The organism is Brevibacterium sp. VCM10 (assembly GCF_000583215.1).
Classification (GTDB): domain Bacteria; phylum Actinomycetota; class Actinomycetes; order Actinomycetales; family Brevibacteriaceae; genus Brevibacterium; species Brevibacterium linens.
In genome coordinates, this window is record NZ_JAJB01000063.1 from 1 (window position 1) to 14,371 (window position 14,371).

Genomic DNA, 14,371 nt, shown 5'->3' on the forward strand with positions numbered 1-14,371 from the left:
GCTTCGGCATCGACGAGGCGCCCAGCCTGTCGCCGGGCGACTGACTTTCATTCAGCTGACTCAGCCCCGCACCCACCGATCAGCGTCGCCGTCATAGCGCCATTCGGCCACCTCGGTGACTGCCTCGATGACGTTGTTCAGCCAGAACGTCGTATCCGGGTGCCAGCCCGCCAGGACACTCGCTGTCCGATCGTCCGTGTTACCTGCCGTGGGGACGGTCTCCGGTTCCTCGCCGAGGCGGCCCTCCGCCACATCGATGACCGCACCGGTCGCGCGCAGATAGCCAGCCAGACCCACGTGTACACCGTCGAATTCCTCGGCCGCCCGTGACCAATCGGGAATGACCCACCGACCCTTGCGCCCTGTGGTCTCGAACCACACGTGGCGGCGCTGCGCGGTGACGTCGAGCGGATAGCGCCGGCACAGATCCGCCCAATCCTCAGGTCCGCGAATCTCGGCGATGCGGGCATCCGGGCGCAGTTTCAGACGGCAGGCTCGGGCACGTTCGAGACCGAAATCGTCCTCGACGAGTTCGACGCCGATCAGAGTCCCATCCGGCCACGTTCCCGTCGACCCCCAGAGACCGTGGGGTGGGGTCGACCACCATTCGCCGGAGAGCTCCATATACGGGTTCTTGGCGAAATCGTGACGGTACTCAGTTTCAGTAGTGAGGACATCTGCGAGCCACTCGCTCAAACCCCAGGCAAGCCTCGTTCCGTGCCCGTCGAGAGGAGGATAGAGATCAGTCAGCGTGATTTCTATGCTCGCATCCGTCGGGCCCGTCTCGAGGTCGAAGACCGCGGGCAGTTCTGTGTGGCGTCCATTGACTTCGTTGAGATCTTTGTCGTCCCAGGCCAGCGCCCATTGATCATCGGGATCGAGTGGCTTCGACCAGGCATCTAGCAAGCCCGTGGAAACGAGCGTCTCGGCGAAGGGACGCAGAATCTCACGAACCTCGCCGATTTCCGCGGTCCCCCAATCGTCATCATCAGGAGGCTGCCAATACACTGCAGCGTCGACTACGTCAGATATGGCTTCCTTAACAACACTCCAAGTCGGCGCAACCGGGCACAGGCACCTCAGATTGCGCACCACCGCCTCCACACCTGGGGCTTCTTCATCGCGAGTCCACGGAAGACTCTCGACCTGCTCGAGAGCCAGCCCGAACACGAGCGAGCGACCCCGCGGGGACGCGAGCAGATCCTCGACGGACAGGCGGTCGTCATGAAGAGTCGGAGGCGCATCATCGGCGGTCATGACCTCAGGCTACGCGAATGCCCGTCAACTGGTCCTGATGGAATCGCTGGCGTCGGAATCCTCCGCTTGCCCGCTCACCGGCACGGCAACCTCGGCGGCGGCGAGAATACGGGCCCCCTTCGCAGCCTTGAGGCCCGCTCCGAGGACCCCGATGATGACGAGGACGGCTCCGCACAGCTCCCCGAGGCTGACTCGCTCGCCGAGGAAGACGAACGCCGCGCTCATCCCGACCACAGGAACGAGCATCGAGAACGGTGCGACGACGCCGGCCGGGTTGCGCGACATCAGCCACGACCACAGCCCCGACCCGATGATCGTCGCGACGACCGTGGTGTAGATCAGGCCAGCGATGGCAAGAAGTCCGGTCGGGGTAGTCAGCCCCGCGAACGACGCCCCGACCCTCTCAGGTCCTTCCACTGCGAGGGAGAGCGCCAGCATCGGCAGGGGTGGGACGACGGACATCCACATCGTCAGCTTGATCGGCTCGGTGGTGTGAGCCTGCCGGTTGCAGATGTTGCCGATCGCCCAGCCGAAGGCGCCAGCGAGGGTGAGGAGGAAGGGCAGGAGACTCGCATTCGAGTCGAATCGCTGCCAGCCTACGACGGCGAGCCCTGCCATCGCGACGAGCAGAAAGGCCATCTGCGAACCGCGGACCCTCTCGCGCAGGAACGTCATGCCCAGCAGCACCGTGAAGGGGCCCGAAGCTTGGAGGACGAGGGACGCGAGTCCCGCGGGCATGCCAGCGGCCATCGCCCAGTAGAGGAAGAGGAATTGCAGCAGTCCGAAGCCGAGTCCGTAGCCGATGATCCACCGTGCTTTGACGTCGGGCTTCGGTACGAAAAGCAGCGCGGGAACCGCGAGCAGGGCGAAGCGCAGAGCCACGAGGAAGAAGGGCGGGAACTGGGCCAGGGAGAGATCGATGGCGAGGAAATTCAGTCCCCATATCACCGCCACCGAGGCGGCGAGCAGACAGTGCTTGAACGACATGGCCCCATTCTCAACCGCAACAACTATGAAGAACAATCGCAGAGTGCTTCATCGAATCTGTAGCATGACTTCATGGTCATTGATCCGAAACATCTCGAGCTGCTGCGCCTGTTCGACGAATACGGCAGCGTCACCGCCGTCGCCGATGTCACCCATCGCTCCCCGTCGGCCGTCTCTCAGCAGCTGAGGCAGGCCGGGAGCGAGATCGGCCACGCTCTCGTCGAGCCCGCCGGTCGCGGACTCACGCTCACAGCCTCGGGACGGCTGCTCGCCCACGGTGGTCGGGACGTGGCCCGCACGCTCGCCCGGGTGCAGGCCCAATGGGAGGGCCACCTCGGCGAAGCTGTCGGAGAGATCACCCTGGCCGGGCTGCCGAGCGCGCTCACCCACCTCCTCCCCGATGCGCTGCGCAGGCTGCGGGAAGACCACCCGCACATCGATCTGCGCATGGACGATGTCGACCTCGCCGAGCACGAATTCGCGGGACTGACCCGAGATGTCGATATCGTCGTCGCACACAGCCTCGTCGCCGAACGACCCCTGGGCACCGACGGACTCACCGTCGTCCCGCTCGCCCGCGAACCCATCGACGTGGCCCTCGCCATCGACCATCGGCTCGCCGATCGCGCCGAGCTGACCCCGGACGATGTCGTCGATTGTCGCTGGGTGGGAGTGCCCTGCGGATACCCCTTCGACACGATCCTCACCTCGATCGAGCATCTCACCGGTCGCGACCTCGACGTCGTCCAACGCATCCGGGACAACCGGCTCATCGAAGCGATCGTCGCCTCCTCGGACCAGGTCGCGCTCCTCCCCCGGTTCACGACGCCGCGCGATGCGGGACTGTCGCTGGTGCCGCTGATGGGGGTGACGACGACACGCTGGATCGTAGCCGTGCTGCGTCCGGACACGGCCGAACGTGTCGCAGTACGTGCTGTGATCAGCGCGCTCAGCCGGGTCGACGACGCCGCGGTTTAGGCGGTGCCCATGCTGGTGAAGCGCTTGGGCACGAGCTTCTCCAGGGGCAGGAACGCCGCCCAGCAGATGACGGTCGGCAGGAAGTGGATGCCCAGCGCGAGATACGTCATGAGGTGGAAGAGGAAGAAGAATGCCACGGCCCCGTACAGCCACTTGCCCTTGAGGAACAAGACGACGGGTGAGAGGAACTCGAAGACGAGTGTCGCCCATTGCGCGGCGATGAGGAGGCCGGGCATCTCGAGGAACGGTTTCGACCATTCGGCGCCGCGGCGCATGAGCGCCCAGATGATGACCGCACCGTTGGCCCAATGCGTGATATTGCCCGAGGCGATCCACTTCATGAGCACCGAGTAGAAGTAGGTGAGCACGACCGCGATCTGCACCATGCGCAGTGCCCACCCGGCCCTCGCCGAGGCGGTGCCGACGTCCCGGAAGCGCGCCGTTCCGATCGTGGGCAGGACGAAGGCGGCGATGACGAGCGCCATATGATCGTGCGCGACGTAGCCGTAGCCCTGCGTGTAGAACATCCACGCACCGAAGCTGATCGCCACGGCCCAACCGCTGATGCGCTGAAGGATCCCTGCTGCGGCGAGCAGGGAGAAGACGATGATGAGGGCAAGCAGGATCTGCGCGCCGAGGACGCTGACCGCAGGAATGTGGAGGAGCCTCGCCAACCACAGCGGCTGGTAGAACTCGGGTGTCCATCCGTGGGCGATGACGTCGCCGGAGATCGTGAGCACATCGATGATGATGAAGACGTAGATGAACACGCGGAACACGGCCACCCGGGCCAAGGAGACCTCGGGCATGAACCAGCGGAGGAACGGATTCGTGGGGGTCGCCTCGGCGGGGGTGGCCGTCAGGGTCGGGGTGCGGCTCATCGGACCTCCCATGTCGCCAGTGTCGTCTGTTCGGGTTCGCCGACGGCGAGGCCGTCCTGCAGCTGCGTGGTGGTGCGGCAGAGGATCATCGTCTCCGGTTTCGGTTCGTCCGGATGCAGCCGGATGTACGAGTCGGCCATCGACTGCAGGAGTTCGGGGTGAGCGATGACCCGATCGAGCTGGGATTCGACGTCACCGCGTTCGATGCCGACGGTCGCGGTGTTGAACCCGAGGCGGCGCGGTTCGTCCTCGCCGGGGAACTGGGCTTCGAGGCACGTGGAGTTCACGGTGCCGTTGAGGTCTTTGGCGGTGGCGTACTGGGTGAGCGATCCGAGCGGGAAGAAGTCGTTCGTGTTGAGGAACTGTCCGCAGGTGAGGATGACGAAGGCAATAGCGGGCACGACGATGCGCCAGCCGATGGAGACCTTCGACAGCGGTTTGACCCGGGCCTGAGCCTTGGAACTGCGGGAGCCGGTGGACGTGCCGGAGTCAGCCAGGCTGCCGGAGCCGGGCTCCTGGCTCGTCAGGAGGCGGCGCTTCTTCTCTTCCATACGCTTACAGGACTCGTCCTCTCGGGTGCGGCTCGTTCGCAGACAATCCTATCCGCCCCAATTGCTACCTGAGGGCGGCTGAGCAACCTCGCGCGAGGTTGCTGGGCCGCCGTCGGGTAGTAAGAGGGGTCAGGAGCTGCGGGCGTAGAGGTTGAGCTGCTCCCACCCGGCCGCATATTTCTGGAAGGCGGCGACCGCGGACTCGGAATCGTTGTTGCTCAGCGCAGTCACCCACGAGTCGACGAGTTCCGCGGCTTCGCTCGGCCACAGCACATCGGACATCCCGCCGAGGTCGAGCTCGAGGATCGAGTTCATATCGAAGGTGTCGATCCACTCCGCCAACACCGAAGTCTGTTCGACCATATCGACGACCTTCGAGGTGTCCGCGATCGTCTCCGAGGCCCATTCCATCCGCGCCGAGGCGGCCAGGATGTCCGTGCGGATGAGCACCCGCAGGCCCTCGTCGACCTCCTCGGTGATGATCTGATCCTCGGTCAGGGAGAAGAACAGCCACCACGACGGCGGCACGTCCCAGGCCGCGACGCGGGTGAAGATCCGCGTGTCCTTGGCGTCCTGCAGCCACTCCGCCCGACGGCTGGCGGCACGGCGGCGAGCGGACTTCGGAGCGACGATGTCCAAGGTCGCCTTCGAGGTGTGTTCGGCCAGCGAATCGAGCGCCTCCCACCCGCGGATGTCCTCCTGAGCAGGGCAGAAACGGTCGACCCCGTCCGAGGTCTGAGACGCCGGAAGGAAGATCGGAGTGCGCCGAAACGAATCGGCCACGGGCGACGGAGGCAGGGAGATCAGGCGCTTGTCAGCGTCGTGGGAAATCTGCTCCTCGATGCGTGACCGGTTGTCCTCCACCTGCCTGTCTTGCAATTCGGAATGCACCACAAGAGGTTCGAAGATCCGCAGGGTGACAACATAATCGCGACGGTAGGCCATGGGTTCAGCCTATCCAAGGTCCACTCACAAAATGGAACTTCCCAGTATGAACAGGTAGGATTTAAGCGCATAGCAGAGATCTAGTCCGGGGCAATCGGTCCCATCGACGACGGAGGGGGTCACGCCAGTGGGTCGCGGCCGCGCAAAGGCAAAGCAGATCAAGGTAGCTCGGAAGCTGAAGTACTACAGCCCGGATACCGACCTTAATAGACTCCAGCAGGAGCTGGGCGCCGACGCGAGCAAGTCCGGTCCGTCCGATCAGTACGACGATGAACCCGACTACTCGGATTACGCCGACAAGTACAACGTCGACGATGACGACGAGTACGAGGACTGAGCTCGGATGAGGCCAGCCGCGCACGGCTGATCTGACACGCACAGAGGGCGGGGACTTCGGTCCCCGCCCTCTGTCGTACGCCCGGGCATCCCTCGCCGAGGCGGCCGTGCCCTCACGCGCATCCCGCACCGTTGCGTGCAATTCCTCCGCCTTCCTGGCCATCACGCACCGAAAGCAGCACACCCCCGTGCAGGAGCGCGAGGGTGTGAGAGTTTCGGTGAGGGATGCCGCGCGACAAGGCGCGGGGGCCGGCGACCGCGACCCCTACTGCAGGATCGCGGCACCCCCGTCGACGCCCTTGGCGCCCTGCACATAGTAGGGATCACGCGCCAGAGAACCGTCATCGGCGGCGACGTCGCCGAGCACCCAGGCTCCGGGGCTCGCGGCGAGGACACCGTCGACGGATGCGGCGTCGACGACGAGGACCATGCCGACGCCGAGGTTCCAGGTGCGTTCACGGTCGTCCTGCGGCACTCCGCCGAGCTCGCCGAGCACGGAGAACACCGCCGGGATCTCCCATGAGGCCCGCGACATCCTCGCGACCAGACCCTGCGGAAGCACCCTGGCCACATTGGCCGACAGTCCCCCGCCGGTGACGTGCGACACCGAATGGACGGCATCGGGCAGTGCGTCGAAGAGAGCAGCGAGTTCGCCGGTGTAGACATGGGTGGGAACGAGCAGCTCCTCACCGAGGGTGCGGCCGAACTCCGGGACCTGCCTGTCCAGGCCCCATCCCGCCTCGGCGATGATGTGGCGGACCAGGGAGTATCCGTTGGAGTGGATGCCCGAGGACGGCAGACCGATGAGCACGTCCCCGGCGCGGACCTTCTCCGGTCCGAGCAGCTTCGAAGCCTCGACGACACCGGTGGCGGCACCGGCGACATCGTATTCGTCCGCCCCGAGCAGACCCGGGTGTTCGGCGGTCTCCCCGCCGACCAGTGCGACACCGGCCGAGGCACAGGCGTCGGCGATTCCCCGCACGATGTCGGCGATGCGTTCGGCCACGACCTTGCCGCAGGCGATGTAGTCGGTCATGAACAGGGGTCGGGCACCGCAGACGATGATGTCGTCGACGACCATGCCGACGAGGTCGTAGCCGATGGTGTCGTGCTTATCCATGGCCTGAGCGATGGCGACCTTTGTGCCCACTCCGTCGGTCGACGAGGCGAGCAGCGGACGCTCGAAGTCCTTGAGTACGGAGACGTCGAAGAGTCCGGCGAATCCGCCCATCCCACCGACGACCGAGGAGTTGTGGGTGGCCGAGACGGCAGCTTTCATCAGTTCGACGGCGCGGTCTCCGGCTTCGACGTCGACGCCGGCGGCGGCATAGGTGGTGGACTTCGGGTTCGCTTCGGAACTCAACTCAGCATCCTTTGTCGGCGGGTGTGTTGTTGACGGGAATCGGGTACTCACCCGAGAAGCAGGCGGTGCACAGCTGGCTGCGCTCCTGCTGGGTGGCGGCGATCATGCCGTCCAGGGAGATGTAGCCGAGAGAATCGGCGCCGAGGTTGTCCTTGATCTCGTCGGTCGTCAGTCCGTTGGCGATGAGCTCGGCCCGAGTCGCGAAGTCGATCCCGTAGAAGCACGGCCACTTCACCGGCGGGGAGGAGATGCGCACATGGACCTCTGCCGCTCCGGCCTCTCGCAGCATCCGCACCAGCGCCCGCTGGGTGTTTCCGCGCACGATCGAATCGTCGACGACGACGAGCCGTCTGCCCTCGATGTTCTCTCGCAGCGGGTTGAGCTTGAGTCGTATGCCCAGCTGCCGCAGCGTCTGCGAAGGCTGGATGAAGGTGCGGCCGACATAGGCGTTCTTCATCAGCCCCTGGCCGAACGGGATGCCCGAGGCTTCGGCATAGCCGACGGCCGCCGGGGTCCCGGATTCGGGGGTGGCGATGACGAGGTCGGCATCGACCGGGTACTCCTCGGCCAGCTGCCTGCCCATCTGCGTGCGCGCGGCGTGGACGTTCTTGCCGGCGAGCATGCTGTCGGGACGGGCGAGGTAGACGTATTCGAAGACGCAGCGGGCCTGGCTCGGCTCGGCGAAGCGGTGCGAGCGCAGACCGTCTTCGTCGATGGCGATGAGCTCACCGGGTTCGATGTCGCGGACGAACTTCGCGCCGACGATGTCGAGTGCCGCGGTCTCCGAGGCGACGACCCAGCCGTTCTCCAACCGACCCAGCGACAGGGGCCTGACCCCGTGCCGGTCACGGGCTGCATAGAGGGTGTGCTCGTCCATGTAGACCAGCGAGAACGCACCTTCGACATGCGGCAGCAGGTTGAGGGCCGCCTCGGTGAGGTCCTCGCCCTCTTCGGTGGCGAAGAGTTCGGTGACCAGGGAGGTGTCGTTCGAGGAGTCGCGGAAGGGGCGGGTGCGGGCCGTCTTCTTCGTGGCCTCCTCGACGACCTTCGTCGCATGGTCGCGGCGAGCGTCGGCCATGGCCTCGAGGGCGTCGAAGTTCGTGAGATTGCCGTTGTGGGCCAGCGCCACGGTGCCGAACGGAGTCGGCCCCAGCGTGGGTTGGGCGTTCTCGAACGAGGGTGATCCGGTCGTCGAATACCGGGTGTGCCCGACGGCGATATGGCCCTGCAGGAGCTCGAGATCGCGTTCGTGGAACACCTGGGAGACCAGGCCCATGTCACGGTAGATGAGGATCTGCTTGCCGTTGCTGGCGGCGATCCCCGCGGACTCCTGTCCGCGGTGCTGCAGGGCGTAGAGCCCGAAGTAGGTGAGTTTGGCGGTTTCCTCGCCGGGGGCCCAGACTCCGAACACACCGCATTCATCCTGCGGTCCGCGGTCCTGGGGGTCGATTTCGTGCGTCAGCTGCCCGTCTCCTCTTGCCACGAGTGAAATTGTCTCATACCCGCAGCTGCCCTCTGACCCGGTGCTCAGACTGTGGAACCGGGGGCCGAATCCCGTCCGGCTCCCGCATCGTCCCCGTCGTCGGCAGCAGGTGCCGAATCCGTATTCGCCGAGGCGGTCCCGCCCTCGGCCGCGTCGGCATCCGGGTCCTCCCCGCGGGCTTCGGCGATGCGACGGCGCGCGATCTCCTTCGGATCGTCGACCATGTCGATCTGCGCATCGACCCGGAATTCCTTCGACGTCTTCCGTCCCCGCCAGTCGAGGATGAGCGCGACGAGTCCGCCGAGGAACAGTCCCCCGATCCCGAGGACGAGCAGCAGCAGACCCAGCCCCTTGGCCACCGTGTAGCCCATCGGCATATCGGCCGGGTCGACGAAGACCGCGAGGATTCCGGCTGACACGATGCCGAGAACCGCGCCGATGCCCATGAACACCGAGTACTTGGGGCTGCGACGGACGGAGACGTCGATCTGGTCCTTCATGATCTCCTTGGACATGTGGCCGGATGGGCCGATGGATCGCCGGGATCGCCCCGGAACTACAGGTCGCGAACAGTCTAGTCGAGTCAGCCTGAGGTTCCTCCCAGGCAGTCTCATGCCAGTTCCCATAAACTGGACACAACTAAACTGGACTCAACCAGATTGACGGTCACTGAAGACAGAGGTTTGCGATATGTCCCATACGATCATCGTCGGCATCGACGGTTCCGACAACGCCGAATGCGCCCTGCAGTGGGCGATCACGCACGCACAGAAGACCTCCGCAGAGATCCGCATCGTCTCCGCCTACACCGTCCCCGGCGTGAATATGAGCCAGGCCGATATCGTCTACCCCGCCGATTTCGACAGTGCCGTGAAGCAGACCGTCGAATCCATCGCCGAGGCGGCCGCCGCCACCGTCACGAAGGCCGGGATTCCCGTCTCGACGACGATCGCTCCCGGTGACGCCTCCGGAGTGATGGTCGAGCATTCGAAGAACGCCGCCCTCGCCGTCGTCGGGGCGCGCGGTCGTGGCGGGTTCGCCGGTCGCCTCCTCGGGTCCGTGGCCTTGGCGATGCCCGCGCACTCGCAGTGCCCCACCGTCGTCGTCCCGAGCACCTGGCCCACCCGAGTCATGCCCACGACTCCCCTGCCCGTCGATGATCCCGTCCGCACGACGGATGGTCCCTCCGCCGAGGCGGAGACCGGTTCACGCCCCGACTTCTCCGGGGAGGTCGTCGCCGCCGTCGATCCCTTCGAAACCGACACCCCGGTGCTGCGCGCAGCTGCCGCTCAGGCCGCGATCTACGGTGTTCCGCTGCGCCTCGTCGGGGTCACCGCCACGCACATCCTCTCGCCGGAGTGGATGCCCAGCGAAGAGCATCTCATCCGGATGTACGACGAAGCGGCGAAGGCCTTCACCGCCGCGGCCGATTCGCTCACGACCGATTTCCCCGACCTCGAGGTGCGGTACTCGATCTTCGACGCTCCCGCCACCGAGGTGCTCGTGTCCGCCACATACACCGCCGATCTCATGGTCATCGGCTCCCGTGGCCGCGGCGGCTTCGTCTCCACCATCCTCGGGTCGACGTCGCAGGGCGTGCTCTCCCACGCCGTGTGTCCGGTCCGGGTGGTGCGGGTCAACCGCCGTCAGCCCGGCCGTCGCCGCTGAGCCGCAGCCCCGTCAGCCGAGTGCGATGAGCCCGATGCCGGTGACCACGACGAGGGCACCGGCGAGTTTGAGCAGCACGTTCCTCTCCCCGAAGAACCACCAGGCCAGCAGGGTGCCGACGATGATCGAGGTCTCCCGCACGGGAGCCACGAGCGCCACCGGCGCCTGCTGCATCGCGTAGAGGACGAGCACGTACGCCAGTGGTGAGAGGATCGCCACGGTCACGAGTGCCCGTTTGTGGTTCCTCAGGATCTCACGCAGGTCCGCGCGTCGGTCCTGGCCTCCGGGCAGGGTGAACGCTCCCGCGGTCATGATCAGTCCGACGCAGGCTTCGGAGACGGCGAAGTACAGCAGCGGGGAGTCGCTGACGTGGTTGACCGCGAAGTCGTCCCAGAGCGTGTACGAGGCGATGAACGCCCCGATCAGCCCACCCCACGCCAGGCCGCGCCGCAGACCGTCGCTGGTGGTGGGACCGTCCCCGCCGCGGGGGCGGATCGTGACGACAGCGATTCCGGCGATGACGGTGAAGGCTCCGAGAGCCTCGGCGAGGGTGGGACGCTCACCCAGGAGGGCCACGGCGATGATGATCGTCACGACCGGCCCGGTGCCGCGCGCCGTCGGATAGACGACGCCCAGCGGCGCGTGGTCGTAGCCGGACTGCAGAGCCACCGAGTAGGCGATGTGGAACACCGCACTCAGTGCCGCCGCGCCGACCAGCCCCCAGTTCAGCGGCTGCGCGCCGGTGGCGATGATGACGGCAGCGACCGGGGCGAGCAGGATCGCCGAGAGCCCGTGGTAGCCGAGCACGAAGGCAAAGCCCTTGCCGGTGACGGACTTCGCGGCGAGGTTCCACACGGCGTGGGCGATCGCGGCGATGAGGACGAGCCCGAGGACAGGGAAGGTCACCTCAGCACCAGCCTCGTCGGCACTGTCACAGCTTGATGGCGACGGTCTTCGTCTGCGTGTATTCGTCGAGGGCTTCGATGGACTTCTCGCGCCCGTAGCCGGACTTCTTGAACCCGCCGAAGGGCAGTTCGACTCCCCCGCCGGCACCGTAGGTGTTGACGAAGATCTGACCGGCGTCGACCTCGGCGGCCAGCCGGTGGGCACGGGAGATGTTCTGCGTCCACAGAGCCGTGACCAGCCCGTAGTCGGTGCCGTTGGCCAGGGCCACGGCTTCATCGTCGTCGGCGAACGGCAGGGTCACGACGACGGGACCGAAGACCTCCTCCTGGGCGATCCGCGACTGCGGGTCGACGGAGTCGACGATGGTGGGGGTGATGAACGCCCCGGCGGCGAGGTCGTCGGCCAGGCCGTCGGGCCGGGTGCCGCCGGTGACGATCTGCCCGGAATCGACCTCGGCGAGGAACCCGCCCACCCGATCGTGCTGTTTGGCCGAGATCAGGGGGCCGAGCATCGGGTCGTCGAGGCCGTAGCCGATGGTCACGGCTGCCATGGCCGTCGCCATCTTCTCGACCACCTCGGCGTGGATGTCGCGGTGGACGATGAGCCGGGATCCGGCCGAGCAGGTCTGCCCGGCGTTCTGGATGATGGAGCGCACGAGCGACGGAACGGCCGCATCGACATCGGCGTCGGGGAAGACGATGTTCGCGGACTTCCCGCCGAGTTCGAGGACCGTGGGCACGACCCTCTCGGCGGCGGCGTGGGCGATGGCCGAACCGGTCTGCGTCGATCCGACGAAGCCCAGGTGCGCCACCCCGGGGTGGGCGCTCAGTGCCGCTCCCGCCTCGGCGCCGAGGCCGGTGACGACGTTGAAGGCTCCGGCGGGGAAGCCGACGGAGTGGATGAGTTCGGCCAGTCGCACGGTCGACCGCGGGGTCTCGTCCGCGGGTTTGGCGACGGCGCAGTTGCCGGTGGCCAGCGAGGTGGCGGCGGCGCGGCCGATGAGCTGGAGCGGATAGTTCCAGGCCACGATGTGGCCGGTGACGCCGAAGGGCTCCCGCCGCGTGTAGACGTGCATGTCCTCGGCCAGCGGGATCGCGTGACCGTAGTAGGACTCGATGGTGTGGCCGTAGAACTCGAAGTAGCGGGCGCACACGTCGACGTCGGCATAGGCCTGGGTCAGCGGTTTGCCCGTGTCCTCGGATTCGATGCGGGCCAGATCGTCGCGGTTGGCGGTGATGACGGCCGCGGTGGCGATGAGCAGACGGGAGCGCTGTTCGGGGCTCGAGCGCTTCCATTCCCGCTGCGCCTTCGCCGCCACCCGCACGGCTCGGTCGACCTCATCTGCTCCGGCGCGGGCGATGTCGCCGAGCTGGCCGCCGGTCGCCGGGTCGATGTTCGCGTAGGTGAGCAGGGACGGCACATGCCGCCCGCCGATGAACGACGTCGTCTGTGTGATCTGTGCGCTCATGCTCAGGCCTCGAGTTCTGCAGGCGTGAAGAGGGGCAGGAAATCGCCGAGGTCGGCTCGGGTTCCCGAGGCGTCGATGTCTCCGGCGGCGAGCGCGGTGGCGAAGTCGGTGCGCCCGGTGGCCAGGCTCAGCCACACCTCGGCGGAGGTTTCGACGACGTTCGGCGGGGTGCCGCGGGTGTGCCGGGGTCCGGCGATGCACTGCGTGACCCCGAAGGGTGGAACCCGGACCTCGACGCTGTTGCCTTCGGCGCGAGAGGCGAGCTCTTCGAGGGTGAAGCGCACGGCGGTGGCGGTGGTCGACCGGTCGGCCGGAGCCGCATCGAGCCTCGCCTGGGTCAGCCACATCTCCACTGCACTGCGCCCCTGATCGGGGTCGATCCTTCTGCGAATCGCCATCAGTCCTGCTCCCTCCGCCGAATCTTCGCTACATCTTCACCCACGCAGAGCGTGCCGACAACGTCCGTCCGCCCCTCGGAATCCGTGCCCCCGGTGACCGTGTCCGTGATCGCCGCGATCACGGCGTCGACTGTGTCGTCCTCCGGCGCCGAGGCGGCTCCCAGCCCGGCAGCGAACGCTCCGGCCCGCTGGAGCAGGGTCAGCGCCACGAGCCCGGTCGCCCGCGAGGACCCGTCGAGGCATTTCACCGCCACCGAATACCCGGTTCGGGTGGCCATGACGATGACGCCTTCGGCCCCGCCCTTGGCGAAGACGCCGAGCCGGTCGATGACGGTCGAGTTCGGTCGGCCGTGGCCCTCGATCGCCCACGGGTCGGCGAAGACCGCCTCGGTGAGGGTGCGCGCCTCGTCCTCATACGCGGCCCATGCCTCTGTTGACGCCTCGGCGGCGCCGTCGGTGCTGCCCATCCGGACGACGCGGCCGACCGCGCGGGCCAGTCCGGTGAGGCTGAGCGCGAACACGGGAGCCCCGCAGCCGTCGATGCCGACCGCGGACGGGTGCTCGGAGGCGAAGGCGGCGACCACCTCGGCGACCTTCTGCTGCACGGGATGGTCCGGGGACAGGTAGGTGGAGGTGTCGGCACCGATGGCACGGGCGGCGGCGAGGAACGCCGCGTGTTTGCCGGAGCAGTTGAAGTACAGGGGCGAGCGCGGGTCGGTGTCCGCATCTGAACGAGCCCGTGCACGCTCCTGCAGTTCGCGGCGGAAGGCTCCGTCGGCGGGATGGGCGGACGGGCACTGCAGGTCGGACACGCTCAGCCCGGCGGCCGCGAGCATCGATTCGACGACCTCGACGTGCCCGGCCTCGGACTTGTGCGAGGCGGTCGCCAGGGCCGCGGCAGGACCTGTCAGCTGCGCGCCGAGGCTCATCGCGGCGATCGCCTGCAGCGGTTTGAGACTGGAACGGGTGAACACGGCTGCCTCCGGGGCGCCCAGACTGATCAGCGGTGATCCGTCCGGGGCCAGGACCACGGCGGATCCGATGTGCCGGGATTCGATGAACCCGGAGCGCTCGACGACTGCGAGCTCGGCGGCTTGGGCGGGAGTGAAAGTCGAGAGGGTCACGCACTCAAGCCTACGACCCTTTAGGC

Annotated in this window: 15 protein-coding genes; 3 read left to right on the forward strand and 12 right to left on the reverse strand. The window is 66.9% G+C overall.

Annotation, left to right across the window (positions count from 1 at the left end; all coding sequences use genetic code 11):
* Window positions 1–60: 60 nt before the first annotated feature.
* Together AD89_RS0115975 and AD89_RS0115980 are read right to left on the reverse strand one after the other, a co-directional pair.
* Window positions 61–1,257, reverse strand: a complete 1,197-nt coding sequence (locus AD89_RS0115975; protein WP_025780506.1) for a hypothetical protein — start codon at window positions 1,255–1,257, stop codon at window positions 61–63.
* A gap of 24 nt (window positions 1,258–1,281) precedes the next feature.
* The gene (locus AD89_RS0115980; RefSeq protein WP_025780507.1) at window positions 1,282–2,244 is read right to left on the reverse strand and encodes an EamA family transporter; all 963 of its coding nucleotides are present in this window, start codon (window positions 2,242–2,244) and stop codon (window positions 1,282–1,284) included.
* Window positions 2,245–2,316: 72 nt separating this feature from the next.
* Here AD89_RS0115980 and AD89_RS0115985 point away from each other — a divergent pair, with 72 nt between their 5' ends.
* The gene (locus tag AD89_RS0115985) at window positions 2,317–3,222 is read left to right on the forward strand and encodes a LysR family transcriptional regulator (protein ID WP_231488728.1); all 906 of its coding nucleotides are present in this window, start codon (window positions 2,317–2,319) and stop codon (window positions 3,220–3,222) included.
* Here the strand turns inward: AD89_RS0115985 and AD89_RS0115990 are convergent.
* The 3 genes from AD89_RS0115990 to AD89_RS0116000 all read right to left on the reverse strand — a co-directional run bounded on the left by AD89_RS0115990 (window position 3,219) and on the right by AD89_RS0116000 (window position 5,599).
* Window positions 3,219–4,103 (reverse strand): hypothetical protein, encoded by an 885-nt coding sequence (locus AD89_RS0115990; RefSeq protein ID WP_035321230.1) that lies wholly within the window; start codon window positions 4,101–4,103, stop codon window positions 3,219–3,221. The genes AD89_RS0115985 and AD89_RS0115990 overlap by 4 nt on opposite strands.
* Window positions 4,100–4,654, reverse strand: coding sequence for a hypothetical protein (locus tag AD89_RS0115995; RefSeq protein ID WP_025780510.1), 555 nt, complete (start codon window positions 4,652–4,654; stop codon window positions 4,100–4,102). The genes AD89_RS0115990 and AD89_RS0115995 overlap by 4 nt, the downstream gene beginning before the upstream one ends.
* Window positions 4,655–4,783: 129 nt before the next feature.
* Window positions 4,784–5,599 (reverse strand): hypothetical protein, encoded by an 816-nt coding sequence (locus AD89_RS0116000; RefSeq protein WP_025780511.1) that lies wholly within the window; start codon window positions 5,597–5,599, stop codon window positions 4,784–4,786.
* Window positions 5,600–5,726: 127 nt separating this feature from the next.
* Between AD89_RS0116000 and AD89_RS0116005 the strand changes: the two genes are divergently transcribed.
* Window positions 5,727–5,936: a DUF3073 domain-containing protein gene (locus AD89_RS0116005; RefSeq protein ID WP_025780512.1), complete on the forward strand. Its 210-nt coding sequence runs from the start codon at window positions 5,727–5,729 to the stop codon at window positions 5,934–5,936.
* A gap of 264 nt (window positions 5,937–6,200) precedes the next feature.
* Here AD89_RS0116005 and purM read toward each other — a convergent pair whose 3' ends face one another.
* From purM to AD89_RS18910, 3 genes are read right to left on the reverse strand one after another with little or no spacing between them, the layout of a single operon-like run.
* Window positions 6,201–7,298: a phosphoribosylformylglycinamidine cyclo-ligase gene (gene purM, locus AD89_RS0116010; protein WP_025780513.1), complete on the reverse strand. Its 1,098-nt coding sequence runs from the start codon at window positions 7,296–7,298 to the stop codon at window positions 6,201–6,203.
* A gap of 1 nt (window position 7,299) precedes the next feature.
* Window positions 7,300–8,781, reverse strand: a complete 1,482-nt coding sequence (gene purF / locus AD89_RS0116015; RefSeq protein WP_025780514.1) for an amidophosphoribosyltransferase — start codon at window positions 8,779–8,781, stop codon at window positions 7,300–7,302.
* A gap of 44 nt (window positions 8,782–8,825) precedes the next feature.
* The gene (locus AD89_RS18910) at window positions 8,826–9,281 is read right to left on the reverse strand and encodes a hypothetical protein (RefSeq protein ID WP_197021784.1); all 456 of its coding nucleotides are present in this window, start codon (window positions 9,279–9,281) and stop codon (window positions 8,826–8,828) included.
* A gap of 190 nt (window positions 9,282–9,471) precedes the next feature.
* Between AD89_RS18910 and AD89_RS0116025 the strand changes: the two genes are divergently transcribed.
* Window positions 9,472–10,449, forward strand: a complete 978-nt coding sequence (locus tag AD89_RS0116025; RefSeq protein WP_025780517.1) for a universal stress protein — start codon at window positions 9,472–9,474, stop codon at window positions 10,447–10,449.
* Window positions 10,450–10,461: 12 nt separating this feature from the next.
* Here AD89_RS0116025 and AD89_RS0116030 read toward each other — a convergent pair whose 3' ends face one another.
* From AD89_RS0116030 to AD89_RS0116045, 4 genes are read right to left on the reverse strand one after another with little or no spacing between them, the layout of a single operon-like run.
* On the reverse strand, window positions 10,462–11,355 hold the full coding sequence (locus AD89_RS0116030) for an EamA family transporter (RefSeq protein WP_025780518.1): 894 nt from the start codon (window positions 11,353–11,355) through the stop codon (window positions 10,462–10,464).
* A gap of 25 nt (window positions 11,356–11,380) precedes the next feature.
* Entirely contained in the window at window positions 11,381–12,823 is a 1,443-nt protein-coding gene (locus AD89_RS0116035) for an aldehyde dehydrogenase family protein (RefSeq protein WP_035321227.1), read from the reverse strand.
* A 2-nt stretch (window positions 12,824–12,825) separates the two neighbouring features.
* A complete protein-coding gene (locus AD89_RS0116040; protein ID WP_025780521.1) occupies window positions 12,826–13,221 on the reverse strand; it encodes a sterol carrier family protein in 396 nt (131 codons plus the stop codon).
* Window positions 13,221–14,345, reverse strand: coding sequence for an asparaginase (locus AD89_RS0116045; protein ID WP_025780523.1), 1,125 nt, complete (start codon window positions 14,343–14,345; stop codon window positions 13,221–13,223). The genes AD89_RS0116040 and AD89_RS0116045 overlap by 1 nt, the downstream gene beginning before the upstream one ends.
* Window positions 14,346–14,371: the final 26 nt, after the last annotated feature.

What these genes read in the sequence shown, in the direction of transcription:
- AD89_RS0115975 (WP_025780506.1), bottom strand. Translation starts at nt 1,257, where the DNA reads ATGACCGCCGATGATGCGCCTCCGACTCTTCATGACGACCGCCTGTCC.
- AD89_RS0115995 (WP_025780510.1), bottom strand. Translation starts at nt 4,654, where the DNA reads ATGGAAGAGAAGAAGCGCCGCCTCCTGACGAGCCAGGAGCCCGGCTCC.
- AD89_RS0116040 (WP_025780521.1), bottom strand. Translation starts at nt 13,221, where the DNA reads ATGGCGATTCGCAGAAGGATCGACCCCGATCAGGGGCGCAGTGCAGTG.
- AD89_RS0116035 (WP_035321227.1), bottom strand. Translation starts at nt 12,823, where the DNA reads ATGAGCGCACAGATCACACAGACGACGTCGTTCATCGGCGGGCGGCAT.
- AD89_RS0116000 (WP_025780511.1), bottom strand. Translation starts at nt 5,599, where the DNA reads ATGGCCTACCGTCGCGATTATGTTGTCACCCTGCGGATCTTCGAACCT.
- AD89_RS0115985 (WP_231488728.1), top strand. Translation starts at nt 2,317, where the DNA reads ATGGTCATTGATCCGAAACATCTCGAGCTGCTGCGCCTGTTCGACGAA.
- AD89_RS0116025 (WP_025780517.1), top strand. Translation starts at nt 9,472, where the DNA reads ATGTCCCATACGATCATCGTCGGCATCGACGGTTCCGACAACGCCGAA.
- AD89_RS18910 (WP_197021784.1), bottom strand. Translation starts at nt 9,281, where the DNA reads ATGAAGGACCAGATCGACGTCTCCGTCCGTCGCAGCCCCAAGTACTCG.
- AD89_RS0115990 (WP_035321230.1), bottom strand. Translation starts at nt 4,103, where the DNA reads ATGAGCCGCACCCCGACCCTGACGGCCACCCCCGCCGAGGCGACCCCC.
- AD89_RS0115980 (WP_025780507.1), bottom strand. Translation starts at nt 2,244, where the DNA reads ATGTCGTTCAAGCACTGTCTGCTCGCCGCCTCGGTGGCGGTGATATGG.